Below are 13,579 nucleotides of genomic sequence, written 5' to 3' on the forward strand. Positions count from 1 at the left end.
CCTTAAAGAAATTGGAACTGAAAAATAAAATTTACCATACACCTGTTTAACTCTACAATGCTAACTATAGATTGTAAAACAAATGTTAACGGAAAGATACTTAAATTAACGAGGTGGTAAATAATAGTATTGTATTTTTTTGATTTTACATACTAATTACCTTTAAAAAGGCAAATTATTCGATATTTACATTTATGAAGATATTATTATTAGGTGAATTCAGCAGACTTCATAATTCGCTTAAAGAGGGATTAATAAAATTAGGCTATGAGGTAATACTTGCCGGTAGTGGTGATTCTTTTAAACAATATCCGGTTGATATCAACCTGGATGCAACTTTTATAAAAAAATCTCGGTTACTTACTTTTGTTAGACATGCTTTTTTTAAGATTACCCGCTTCGATCTTGCCAGTATAGAAACCTATTTACGATTTAGAAAAATAAAACACGTAGTAACCCATTTTGATGTAGTACAATTGATAAACGAATTTACTTTTAATACCACTCCTATTGTTGAAAAAAGATTACTAAGACATTTATTTGATAAACATAATAATATTTACATTTTGGCTTGTGGAGATGATTACACCTTTATTTCTTACTTACTGGCAGATTCATTTCCCCATAGCACCTTAACTCCGTATTTAAAAGATAAAACACTTAAAAAACAATATATACATACCCTCAACTACATTTCTTCGGAACGTAAAGAAATTAGTCAATTAATTCGGAAAAATATAAAAGGAATTATACCAGTTAGTGTGGAATATCTGGAAGCTTATAAAAATGAGAGAAAAGTAGTACCCATGATTCCAAATCCTATAAATATTGAGAAAATTAAGTATTCGGAGTTAAAAAACGAGAACGTTATAAAAATTTTTCATGGAATCAATAGCGCCAATATTCTAAAAAAAGGCAATCAATATTTCACAACTGCTCTTGATATTATCAAACAAAAATATCCTTCAAAAGTTGAAATTACCATTGTACAGGACGAACCTTATGAACTATACATACGCCAGCTGGAAAAGACACATATTTTATTAGATCAGGTATATGCACATGATCAAGGCTATAACGCCCTGGAAGCTATGGCAATGGGTAAAGTGGTATTTACCGGAGCCGGAGCATATTTTCAAAAGTATTACCAACTAGAAAAGAAAGTAGCGATTAATACTTCTCCGGATGTAGATCGAATTGTTTCGGATCTGAGTTTATTAATTGAAAATCCAGATCGATTAATAACTATAAGCAAAAATGCCAGATGGTTTATTGAACAATATCATGATTTTCAAAAGATTGCAAAAACCTATACCACTACATGGACTAAAATAAATGAAAGCGTTCAAAGCAGTAACTCTAAATAGTCCTGATAATAAATATTACAGCCCAGCTCTTCTTTTTGCTTTAACAATCCGAAATTTTGGTCTGTTACACTTCCCATATCAAAATAAAGATAATTCTCCCTCTTGAAATCATCTATGAGGCTCATAAATAAATAATCAAGGGCGTACTTCTGTTCTCCCACTTCTGAAGTTGCCCCGTATTGTGATTTGACTACGTTTTTATCCTTAAAAATAGTAATCCCCGCTAAAATATTATTATCAAGATATACATTGTACTGTAAGATATTATTTGGGAAATTTGATTTTAAGTTTGTAATTTCAGGTAACGTATGCACTGGTTTTACCTTGTGCTTTTCTTTTAACCTGGGAATTAGAATTTCTTCCCAAAAATCATTTAGCTCATCTACCTTTCTTATCTGTAAATTAAAATCCTTGGCCTTTCTAAATTTCTTATGTTTACTCTTATGAAATTGTAAAGGAACTTTATAATCTATTGCTAAATTTAGATCCCTGCGTACTGGTAAACTGCCTTTCTCGTATAGAAAAAATTCCATTTCATTACTTGGAAACTGATGATAAAAACGTGGAATAGGCTTTACAAGAAGTTTTGTAATTTGTTGTTTCTTAAAATAATGTAATAAAGCATTAATTATCTGATCAACTTTTTTTCCACCTATATTGTTTTTTAAAACCAAACCCCCGTACGTCAATCCTTGATGAGAATATACGGTATGACCAACTACGTTTGCAGGGAAAAGTGCGACAAGTTTATTCTTTTCATAAACCAGTAAAGAAAAATCAACAAACCGATCCGAATGATACTCCATAAATTCACGGTAGAATAAAAAGGTTCCATTCTTTGATTGAGAAACAAAATTATTCCAATCTGATCGATCTGACGAAGTATATTTCTTTACCGAATACATGTGCCCTTTACTTTAAAAATGAAAATACGGATTTTAATAAAGCTATAGCTAAGTGAATATAAAATGGTATAGAATATTTACAAAAAATCCTATCATTTAATGTTAATTCAGCTATAGAACCAGATAAGTATAAAGTTTAGAATCCTTGAACTTAACGTAAAAAAATTGCCCGATTTTGTAAAACGGGCAATTTATAACTTATTAAATTATTTGTTAAAGTGGTCTAGAGATTATGAACTACTTATACAATTTTATTTCTCTTTCGATCTACCTCAGTTAAATGCACTTTTCGTAATCTTAAGTGATTAGGGGTAACTTCAACCAGTTCATCTTTTTGAATATATTCTAAAGCTTCTTCTAAAGAAAATTTAATCGCCGGAACAATCTTAGCCTTATCATCAGCTCCCGAAGATCGAACGTTACTTAACTTTTTAGTTTTTGTTACGTTTACCGTCATATCGTCTCCACGTGAGTTTTCTCCGATTACCTGACCTTCATAAATATCTTCGCCCGGATCTACAAAAAACTTACCTCTGTCCTGTAATTTATCAATGGAATATGGAATCGCGGTTCCTTTTTCCATAGATACTAACGAACCGTTAATCCTTCCGGGGATATCACCTTTTAAAGGTTGGTATTCCTTGAAACGGTGCGCCATAATGGCTTCACCTGCTGTAGCCGTTAATAATTGATTACGTAACCCAATGATTCCACGTGACGGAATTAGGAATTCGCAAACCATACGGTCTCCTTTAGCTTCCATACTTAGCATCTCCCCTTTTCGCATACTTACCATTTCTACCGCCTTTCCGGATACATGCTCCGGTAAATCGATGGTTAATTCTTCAATAGGTTCGCTTTTTACACCATCTACTTCCTTAATAATTACCTGAGGCTGTCCGATCTGCAATTCGTATCCTTCTCTACGCATGGTTTCAATCAGCACGGATAAGTGTAATACTCCACGTCCGTACACTAAGAATTTATCCGCACTATCCGTTTCATTTACCCGTAGGGCAAGGTTTTTTTCTAATTCCTTGTCTAGGCGTTCTTTAATATGTCTTGACGTTACAAATTTTCCATCTTTCCCAAAAAACGGAGAATCATTAATGGTAAATAGCATACTCATGGTAGGTTCATCAATACTAATAGTTTTAAGACCTTCCGGGTTTTCTGCATCAGCTACCGTATCTCCTATTTCAAACCCTTCTAATCCTACCAGGGCACAAATATCACCAGCTTGTACTTCCTGTACTTTTTTACGGCCTAAACCTTCAAACGTATGTAATTCTTTAAATTTTGATTTTTTAATACTTCCGTCCCTCTTTACCAGAGCAACCGGCATTCCTTCTCTTAACTGCCCCCTTTGCAAACGACCAATGGCAATACGACCGGTAAAAGATGAAAAATCCAAAGAGGTAATTAACATTTGAGTGGTTCCTTCTTCAATTTTTGGTGAAGGAATATGTTCAATTACCATATCTAATAAAGGCTCGATACTATCCGTTTCATTCTTCCAGTCTTCGCTCATCCAGTTATTTTTGGCAGAGCCATAGACCGTAGGAAAATCTAACTGCCATTCCTCAGCACCCAATTCAAACATTAGGTCAAATACTTTTTCATGAACTTCATCCGGGGTACAATTCTCTTTATCCACTTTATTAACAACCACACAAGGTTTTAAGCCCAGATCAATGGCTTTTTGTAATACAAAACGGGTTTGTGGCATAGGCCCTTCAAAAGCATCTACCAATAGTAGTACCCCATCTGCCATATTTAATACACGTTCTACTTCTCCCCCAAAATCGGCGTGACCCGGTGTATCAATAATATTAATCTTAGTTTCTTTATAAATGACACTTACATTCTTTGAAGTGATGGTAATCCCCCGTTCGCGCTCCAGGTCATTATTGTCAAGAATAAGATCTCCGGTATTTTCATTCTCACGAAACAACTGACAGTGGTACATTATTTTATCAACTAGCGTTGTTTTACCGTGGTCAACGTGAGCAATTATCGCAATATTTTTAATAGCAGTCATATACGCCTTATTTTAAGGCTGCAAAAGTACATAATATTTTACCAGTATTTTTAAGAAAACGGATTAATTACATTGTCCTAAAATTCAGTAGACTAGAAAAGTCATGAATTTTTATTAGTACTAAAAACATAACCTAAATTGAAGTTTAAGATTGGTACTACAGAATGGCCTAAATTACTAAACGCATACCCCACTCCAAAGTCCAAACCTAAATTAAGGCGCTTCCAGTACGTCCTTTGAAACCCGTACACTGCACCAATCTGAGCTACATAATTTTCACTAATATCAATATTTCCTATTACAACAGTACCAGGAACTATGGAAGAAGTAATTCCTACATAATTTGCAGAATTTTGATTTATGTTTTTACCCTTTCTAATACGTCTTTTAAAGTTATAATAATATCGATAATAGGGTGAAAAAGTTAAAAATATGCCGTAAGCTTCTCCCCTAAAATCCCCTGTAGTATAAATCAGTCCGGTGCCTAAATTAAATCCTAGAGTACTATTGTTTGATATGCCTATTTCATAATCAAGACTTGGGGTAAATAGTAGATTAGCTTTAAATTGGTGTTTTTCTACATGTACATCCTGAGCGGATAGCGGAATACAGGCAACAGTGAGACAGGTGATAATAGCCCAAATTAATTTCATAGTTAGTTGTTTTTTAAGGTTAATTCTTGGGCAATCAATTTTTATACCAATAACAAGGATTCGTATAGATTTAGCTAACCTCGATAAACACTCTTTTATCCTTCAATACATCTATTTTAAGTTGTAAAAAACTCGGGATAACTTGTGGGCTTACCTACTCTTGAAAACAAGAAAAACGTATCTTCGTTCCATAAAAAACACCTATGGATTTACACCGAATTCCAAAGCTTAAAAATCTTGATAGCAATAACTTTTTCCTGTTAGCCGGACCTTGTGCTATTGAAGGCGAAAGTATGGCGCTTCGTATTGCCGAAAAAGTAGTAAGCATTACGGATAAGTTACAAATTCCATATATTTTTAAGGGTTCTTTTAAAAAAGCCAACCGAAGTCGGATTGATAGTTTTACCGGAATCGGAAATGAAAAAGCACTTAAAATTTTGCAGAAAGTAAGTGAAACTTTTGATATCCCAACGGTTACTGATATTCATGAAAATGAAGATGCTAACCTGGCGGCAGAATATGTAGATGTTTTACAAATACCTGCCTTTTTAGTACGTCAAACAGACTTAGTTGTTGCCGCTGCAAAAACAGATAGGATTGTAAACCTTAAAAAAGGCCAGTTTATGAGTCCGGAAGCGATGCAACATGCGGTAAAAAAGGTAAAAGATAGTGGTAATGACAAGGTAATGATTACTGATAGGGGCACTATGTTCGGGTATCAGGATATGATTGTAGATTTTAGAGGGATTCCCACTATGCGCGAATATGCAACGACCGTACTAGATGTAACTCATTCGTTACAACAACCCAATCAAAGCAGTGGAGTTACCGGTGGACGACCGGATATGATCGAAACCATTTCCAGGGCGGGAGTGGTTAATAAGGTGGATGGTTTATTTATTGAAACCCATTTTGATCCGGCTAATGCAAAAAGTGACGGAGCAAATATGCTCGATTTAAAGTACCTTCAACAATTACTGGAAAATTTAGTGGCTATCCGACAAACTATCAATCGATTAAAATAGCGCTATGGCTACACAAACTTTTTAAGGGAAGAAAGTTCCGTTAACACCTCGATCACATCATTATCATTAATATCTTCTACGGTATAAATCTGAAGCGAACGTAGCTTTTTTCGACCTTCTCCTGCAATTAACAAGTGAGATGTATCTGAAAGTTCATCCCCATAAGGAATACCCAGGTCTACAAATTTTTTTCTAAAGTTTAAAAAACAAAACATTTTATCATTCAGATAGTAAAAAGGTAGATGCCATTTGTATTTTAAAGTTACCTCTGGAATCGTTAAGGTGATAATTCCATCCAGATGAAGTAAAATGCTTTGAAAAGGTTCCGGTTTTTGAAATATATAATTCTGTGCTGGATTCATAATATGATAAATAGCTATTAAAACTTGTAGCAAATACAAATTTATTGATACTTGATATGGATAGTGAAAATAATTTATCAATTTTGTAAAAAATATATTTTTAGATGAAAAAAGTTCTTATTCTTTCTCAATGCTTCCTTTTTGTTTTTTTGATGTCATGTAAAGAAGAGGTTAAAGAAATAAAGCAAACTAAAATTGAATTTCAAAAAGAAGGAGAACTTATTATTTACAGCAAGCAAGACAGTATTTTTAAACAAATTAAGAATTTAGATATCGAACTTGCCGAAGATGAATACGAACAGCAAACCGGACTTATGCACCGTACCTCCATAAAAAACAATCAGGGGATGCTTTTTATATTTGACAATAATGAAGTCAGAAGTTTTTATATGAAAAATACGCTGATACCCCTAGATATTATTTTTGTAAATGATCAAAATTATATCGTAAGTTTTCAGAAAAATACACAGCCGCTTAACGAACAATCACTACCATCAGAAGTTCCCGCAAAATATGTGTTGGAAATAAATACCGGGCTTGTAGATCAATGGAAGTTAAAAGCAGGTGACTCTATTTCATTTAACAAGCAGTAACGCTATCCTTTTGGTTTGCAGCTAAGATCATAATCATATAAGAGCATAGTCCCAGTGTGCATTTTGTAGTTTAACCGATTAATAGTCACAAATAAGCTACTTATGAACAAGACTGTAAAGACAACAGCACGAACGGGTTATGTAGCTAAAGGTGTAGTGTACACCATCACTGGAGCTTTAGCCTTAATGACTGCTTTAAATGTAGGCGGACAAAAAGCCGGAAAACTCCAGGTCATTGACTTCTTAGAAAAACAGTCTTTTGGAAAAATTATATTAGGCATATTGGGCCTAGGACTAGTTTGTTACGCCGTCTGGCGTTTTATTCAAGCATTTCAAGACCCAGAAGATATAGGAACGGATTTGAAGGCTATGATAAAGCGTTTTAGTTTCGGACTTAGTGGCCTTTTCTACCTGGGCCTAGGAATATATAGTATTGTAGAGATTTTTGAAAAAACCAGTTCCGGAGGAAGTAATTCTTCCTCCGTTCCGTACGAGTACCGTTCTTACCTTTTTATTATTATAGGGATCGGACTGGCTATTAAAGGAATCTACCAATTTATCAAAGCCTATAAAGGTGATTTTTTAGATAAATTTAGTTTAAAATCTATGTCCAGCAGAAAAAGGCGTAGATCTATTAAAACCGTTGCTTATTTAGGATTATGTGCCAGAGGGGTTGTGGTAGGTATTGTGGCGTATTTCTTTATCAAAGCCGGAATGAACAGCAGTTCCGGATCGGTAGGTGGTACTTCCGAAGCTTTTTCTTTTATTCAGCAAAATACAACAGGATCCTGGTTATATATACTGGTGACCGCCGGTTTAACCTGCTACGGAATTTATATGTTTTTTATGGCTAAATATCGCTATTTTAAGGATTAAACTGCCCGTATATAAATCATCTACTACGAGGCTTTTAAGAAGAAGTTATTTTGATTATACCTTAATAGGCTTACAATTACTGATAGTAACTACACAGAAACTTACATACAATTACCAATCATTTCCGTTGATAAAATTCAGAAATGGTCTGAGCCGTTTTCTTATGTCGCGGACTGAAATTAAGCCATTGTATAGCATCGGCTTGATCATCTTCATTAATATCATATTCCCAAAAGTAAGCACCCCTACACCAGGGTTGATCCATAACGCTACTTAAAAACGCACGGTAAGCCAATTCCTGGTCAGCTTCAGAATATACTTTGGTAAGCACATCAAGTTCTTTAAACCACGCCCAGGGTTCATCTGTGTTATCTTCTATACTCCGAAAACCAAATTCGGTAAACAGTACCGGTTTATTATAGCGGGTAGAAAAATCAGCCAAGGTATCCAAATAAGGCTGTAACCCGGATTTTAACTTAGATAAGCTTTTTTGATTTTTAATTTTCATAGGAAAATACCCCTGTACTCCAATATAATCCAACGCCTTCCAAAAAGAAATATCCTGATATTCCTTATCCCAGTTGGCTGCATAGGTTAGTTTTCCTTTATAAATAGCCCTGATCTCCTTGATCAATTGTAACCATTTTTCTTCATGATCTTTCATAACCGTATAGAATTCGGTACCAAAACAGTAAACCGAAGCTTTTCCTTCTTGGGCAATACGGGCGTAATTAAGAGCTAGCTTACGATAATCTTTAAACCAACGTTTAGTTTCTTCTTCATTATAGTCAAATTCGGTACGCCATCCGCTATCTACCCATAAATGTGGTTTTAACATGGTTTTCAATCCGTTTGAAGTACACCATTTCAAGATTTCAATCATCGTACTATCCTTTTTACGGAAGGTAGGTAGTTCTTCTATATGATTGATGGAAGGTTTTTTAATATCGCTTTGATATTCAAAAGGAAGTACCGCCACATGGGTAATCCCGTAGTATCGGATGGAATCTATGGAATTTTTATTCAAAGCTTCCCACCCAAATACATTGGCTCCCCGGTGCCATTCGGGATTAACAACCGCTGTAGTAATGGTAAGGTTTGATGTATAAGCCGGAAGTGTATAGTGATATTCTGTTTTTTGGTCGTTTATTTTAACCCATTTTAAAGTACCGTAAATAATGGCAAATATGGATCCTATAACTACTACCGAATATAAGATGGCTTTACTTTTTTTATACTTATACCAATAATGCTTTACAATTAAAATTCTCGCTCCATATGCAGCAAGTAATAAAAGTAGCACGCCCAAACAATTCCAAAATAAAGTGGTAAATAACGGGCTAAACCATTCGGTTAAAGATACGTTTGCCAGTTTTTTATTAATACCTAAGACAACAACTCTTATCGTTATAAACAAGACAAAGAAAAGAGAAATGATCCATATTAAAACTCGGAGGGATTTTTGTATCAAGAGGTTAGTTTTTACTATAGTCTCTATTTTGTTATAAACATTACAAATGATGGAAAGGCTGGTAAAATAAGTGAATTTATTTACAGTCTATATTAATAAAAAATTTTAGTCTAAAAACCATAAAATATTGAGTTAGAGCAGAGGGTCTAGTATCTTGAATTAGATTTAAGATTAGTTATTGTTTTCATTTATTACCAACCGCAGTTCAATACAAACAGCTGATAAAAAGCCTTTAAATTAAGTAACTTTTCATAGTAAAATAACGATAAACACATCAAAATAAAGCTTTTAATCGAAAATTATCTTGTCTTCGATACAATTTTCTATCAAAAATCACTCGGACTGACGCTAATTTTCTCACAATAAGTTTAAAATAAGAAAAACAGTAAAATTTACACGTTTTTAATAAATGTATAAAAGTTTCAAAACTCATATAAAAGCAAAACCCCTTTTCAACTTTACACTGAAAAGGGGTTTAAACTTTATTATTAAATTAAAATCATCAGCTTATGCCGGTACTTCTTCTAGTTTAGGTTTCTTTTCTTTTAAACCTACTTTATTTACCGTATCCCTCATAATCGGAGTTGCAATAAATAAGGAAGAATAGGTTCCTACTAACACCCCTATAATTAATGAGAACATAAATCCACGTAAAGGCTCTGCAAAAATAAAGATAGCCACCAGTACTAATAAGGTAGTCAATGATGTATTTAACGTACGGCTTAACGTACTGTTTAAAGCTCCGTTAATATTTTCATCTAACGTCCAGGTTTTATGCTCCTGGAAATATTCTCGAATCCGGTCAAAAACAACCACCGTATCATTTAAGGAATATCCAATAACCGTAAGGATTGCGGCAATAAACGCCTGGTCAATCTCCATGTTAAACGGCATAAATTTATATGTAAGGGAGAAAATACCTAACACCACTAAAACATCATGAAATACTGCGGCAACGGCTCCTAAACTAAACTGCCATCTCTGGAACCTAAATAAGATATATAAGAATACTACAATTAGAGATCCAATTACCGATAATAAGGCAGAATTTTGAATATCATCCGCAATAGTTGGTCCTACCTTCATAGAAGACATAATACCCACTTGCTTATCTTCTTCTCCGCTAGTAAATTGATCATAAGTTAAACCAGCCGGTAAATAAGGTTTTAAGGTTTGATACAAGGTATTTGAAATTTCTTCATCTACCGCTGACCCGGTTTCATTCACTTTATATTTAGTCGTAATTTTTAACTGATTATTTGCTCCTAAAGTTTTAGCCTGCGCACTTCCAAAAGCACCTACCAGGTCACCTTCTACCTTAGTAGGCGTTACATCATCTGCAAAACGTACGGTATAGGATCTACCTCCTACAAAATCAACTCCCTGATCCAATCCTTGGGTTATTAAAGATATGGCACCTCCTATAATTAATACTCCGGAGATAATATAAGCCAACTTTCTCTTAGCTAAAAAGTCCACATTCATTTTTGTAAACAGGTTCTTAGTAGCTCCCGTAGAGAAAGCCAATTCTTTTCCGTTCTTTCCGTATCCGTCAATAAACAATCGGGTGATGAAAATTGCGGTAAATAACGAAGTTAAAATACCAATCAATAAGGTAGTGGCAAATCCTTTAATTGGACCAGTTCCAATCAGTAATAAAATCAAACCTGTTAATCCCGTCGTGATATTTGCATCAAGAATGGAAGACAAAGCGTTGTTAAAACCATCTTTAATGGCATCTTTTTGAATTTTCCCTTTGGCTAATTCTTCTTTAATACGTTCAAAGATCAGTACATTCGCATCCACCGACATCCCTATGGTCAGTACAATACCTGCGATCCCGGGTAAAGTCAATACCGCTTTTAGTCCGGCTAATACCCCAAAAATGAACAGGATATTTACTACTAATGCAACATCAGCAAAAAGACCAGCTTTTCCGTAATAAAACACCATCCAAATTAGGATCAGTACTAAGGCAATAATAAAAGACATAATCCCACTGTCAATAGCTTCCTGTCCTAGTGATGGTCCTACTACTTCACTCTGAATAATATCTGCAGATGCCGGTAATTTACCCGCACGTAATACATTGGCCAAATCTTTTCCTTCTTCTACATCAAAATCCCCTGAAATTTCACTACGTCCTCCACTAATTGGACCGGAAGTTACACCTGGTGCGGAGTATACAATATTATCCAGGACAATAGCTATACGTCCCTGAGTATTGAAGGCATTCCCGGTCATTTCTTCCCACTTTTTAGCTCCTTTCCCATCCATTTGCATGGTTACCACTACATTATTTGTCTGACCGTAGGATTGTGCAGCATCGGTAATAACCGCACCGCTTAATTCCGGTCTGCTATCCCTGTTTCCTCGTAAAGCGTACAAGTCTACTACAGTAGCGTCTTTTACCGGTTTACTCCAGGCAAACTTAGTATAACGTAAACTCTGTGGTAATAACTTAGCTATATCAGGTCTTCTAATATATTGACCGAATTTGGCCGTATCCCGAATGGCTACAGAAACCATTCCCCCGTTAGTAGGAGCTCCAATTAGGTCCATAATTGGATTTACTTCAGCTTCTATTGCTGTAGAATCTTCTGCATCTTCCAATAAGTCCGCAATTGCATCTTCTTCATCAACATCTGTAGCCGTACTATCTGTTGCAGTGCTATCTACTTCTTGAGCAATGGCAGCTATTTCATCAACTACTTTTTCTTTATCTGTAGCTTCTTCAGTTGTTTCTCCTTTTTGAGCATCCTGTTCCTTTTTTACAATCGTATTAGCAGATTGTAAAAAGCTAAAAAGTTGTTGTGAAGGTTCAACTTCCCAAAACTCTAACTGTGCGGTACTTTGTAATAATTTCTGAACCCGGTCTACATCTTTGGCTCCTGGTAATTCTACCAGAATACGTCCGGATTCTCCTAAACGCTGAATATTGGGTTGAGTTACCCCGAACTTATCAATACGTTTCCGTAAAACTTCAAAAGCAGAAGTTACGGACTCGTCAATTTTTCTTCGTAAAATAGGTTTTACCTGATCGTTTAATTGATCATAAGTAATCTCGTCGCTTAAATTTTTATTAGCAAAAATATCGGGTGAAGCCAGTGTTGCATCCGGTATTTTCTCAAACTCGGTAAAAAAGTCTTCCAGATAAGTGTTCTGACTGTCTTTTTGAACTTCATCTGTTGCTGCTAAGGCTTGTAAAAAAGCTGGATCTTTTGAATTGTTAGCCAATCCTTTTAAAATATCCTTTACGGAAATTTGAAGGATCACATTAATTCCTCCTTCTAGGTCTAATCCCTTATTAAGTTCCTTATCTTTTGCCTGAAAATAGGTGATTCCGGCAAAAATGGGTTCTTTTCCGATAGAATCCAGATAGGTTTCTTCAGCTTCCTGCCTTAGTTGTGAATAGTTCTCAACAGATTCGGGGTACTTATTAATTGCGTATGCTTCTGCATCTTTTTCTTTAGAGTAGGTAAAATAGGTATAGGATAATTGATATAAACAGACTAATCCGAATAATATCGCAAACACCCTTACGAGTCCTTTATTTTGCATGGTATTAGTTTTTAGTTCGGTTAGTTATACATTAGAAGTATTACCGAACTGTGATTATTAAATTTTTGAATAGAATTTTAAATGGAAAATGGAATGTCCCTTAAGAAACTGGGCCTGCCCGGGTATCCGGTAGTATGCTCACTACAGGAAAAAAAGTGCTATATGTAGTAAAAAATGTTTTTTTAAGAAGCTGTTGTTTATCGAAAGCATCAGCGTACGTGTAACCGCTGAAAAAGAGGTGATTCTTTAATTGAAGCGGATCAATTTTAATTCGTTCGAATTGTAGAATACCTAATTGCGATGTAATTTTTGTATGAGGTGCGTCTTGATCAATTTTATGGACTGCTACCGTATAATCGTAATCAAGTGTTTGCTTAAATGGTGTTCCTGATTCCTGGTGAGAAGTTTCCTTATCTTTAATATAATCGATATGACGAGAGCTTGCCAATCTTTTTTCAATAGTAGTAACCGCATTATCACTATAATAAGATAAGGTAAGGCTACGGTTCTCTTTATTAGCAAAAACGGCAACTTTAGTAATCCCAATTGCCCGTAGTTCTCTTTGTACCGTAGCAAGGGTACGTTTAGCTTCGGATTGGTAACTAGTGGTTGTATCAAATTGAAGAACAATCTCTTGATTAGGTACATACGAAGGTTGTTGTAAGGCAATTATAAATGCCAACAAACCTATAAAAGTAAGAACATACCCTTTTCTAAACATGGCG

Annotated in this window: 11 protein-coding genes; 4 read left to right on the forward strand and 7 right to left on the reverse strand. The window is 34.9% G+C overall.

All coding sequences use genetic code 11. From position 1 onward, the window contains the following. Nucleotides 1–194: 194 nt before the first annotated feature. Entirely contained in the window at nucleotides 195–1,367 is a 1,173-nt protein-coding gene (locus NBT05_RS18085; RefSeq protein ID WP_265771303.1) for a glycosyltransferase family 1 protein, read from the forward strand. Here the strand turns inward: NBT05_RS18085 and NBT05_RS18090 are convergent. The 3 genes from NBT05_RS18090 to NBT05_RS18100 form a co-directional block, all read right to left on the reverse strand. After that, entirely contained in the window at nucleotides 1,346–2,272 is a 927-nt protein-coding gene (locus tag NBT05_RS18090; protein WP_265771304.1) for a FemAB family protein, read from the reverse strand. The two genes, NBT05_RS18085 and NBT05_RS18090, sit on opposite strands and share 22 nt — an antisense overlap. Before the next feature lie 241 nt (nucleotides 2,273–2,513). Continuing rightward, a complete protein-coding gene (gene typA / locus NBT05_RS18095; protein WP_265771305.1) occupies nucleotides 2,514–4,313 on the reverse strand; it encodes a translational GTPase TypA in 1,800 nt (599 codons plus the stop codon). A gap of 101 nt (nucleotides 4,314–4,414) precedes the next feature. Next, nucleotides 4,415–4,966, reverse strand: a complete 552-nt coding sequence (locus NBT05_RS18100; protein ID WP_265771306.1) for a DUF3575 domain-containing protein — start codon at nucleotides 4,964–4,966, stop codon at nucleotides 4,415–4,417. A gap of 203 nt (nucleotides 4,967–5,169) precedes the next feature. On the opposite strand from NBT05_RS18100, the gene kdsA reads away from it, so the two are divergent. Next, nucleotides 5,170–5,991: a 3-deoxy-8-phosphooctulonate synthase gene (kdsA, locus tag NBT05_RS18105; protein ID WP_265771307.1), complete on the forward strand. Its 822-nt coding sequence runs from the start codon at nucleotides 5,170–5,172 to the stop codon at nucleotides 5,989–5,991. Nucleotides 5,992–5,999: 8 nt separating this feature from the next. On the opposite strand, the gene NBT05_RS18110 is transcribed toward kdsA, so the two are convergent. Further along, nucleotides 6,000–6,353, reverse strand: coding sequence for a DUF1801 domain-containing protein (locus NBT05_RS18110; protein ID WP_265771308.1), 354 nt, complete (start codon nucleotides 6,351–6,353; stop codon nucleotides 6,000–6,002). Between the two features lie 104 nt (nucleotides 6,354–6,457). Here NBT05_RS18110 and NBT05_RS18115 point away from each other — a divergent pair, with 104 nt between their 5' ends. After that, nucleotides 6,458–6,946 carry a DUF192 domain-containing protein gene (locus tag NBT05_RS18115; protein WP_265771309.1) on the forward strand — a complete coding sequence of 163 codons (489 nt, stop codon included), beginning with the start codon at nucleotides 6,458–6,460 and terminating at the stop codon, nucleotides 6,944–6,946. A gap of 102 nt (nucleotides 6,947–7,048) precedes the next feature. Further along, nucleotides 7,049–7,822, forward strand: coding sequence for a DUF1206 domain-containing protein (locus NBT05_RS18120; protein WP_265771310.1), 774 nt, complete (start codon nucleotides 7,049–7,051; stop codon nucleotides 7,820–7,822). Nucleotides 7,823–7,940: 118 nt separating this feature from the next. Here NBT05_RS18120 and NBT05_RS18125 read toward each other — a convergent pair whose 3' ends face one another. The 3 genes from NBT05_RS18125 to NBT05_RS18135 all read right to left on the reverse strand — a co-directional run bounded on the left by NBT05_RS18125 (nucleotide 7,941) and on the right by NBT05_RS18135 (nucleotide 13,575). Next, on the reverse strand, nucleotides 7,941–9,293 hold the full coding sequence (locus NBT05_RS18125) for a glycoside hydrolase family 113 (RefSeq protein ID WP_265771312.1): 1,353 nt from the start codon (nucleotides 9,291–9,293) through the stop codon (nucleotides 7,941–7,943). A 507-nt stretch (nucleotides 9,294–9,800) separates the two neighbouring features. Further along, nucleotides 9,801–12,854, reverse strand: a complete 3,054-nt coding sequence (gene secDF, locus NBT05_RS18130; RefSeq protein ID WP_265771313.1) for a protein translocase subunit SecDF — start codon at nucleotides 12,852–12,854, stop codon at nucleotides 9,801–9,803. Nucleotides 12,855–12,954: 100 nt separating this feature from the next. Further along, entirely contained in the window at nucleotides 12,955–13,575 is a 621-nt protein-coding gene (locus tag NBT05_RS18135) for a hypothetical protein (RefSeq protein ID WP_265771314.1), read from the reverse strand. Nucleotides 13,576–13,579: the final 4 nt, after the last annotated feature.

It is taken from the genome of Aquimarina sp. ERC-38, from assembly GCF_026222555.1.
In the GTDB taxonomy this organism is placed as follows: domain Bacteria; phylum Bacteroidota; class Bacteroidia; order Flavobacteriales; family Flavobacteriaceae; genus Aquimarina.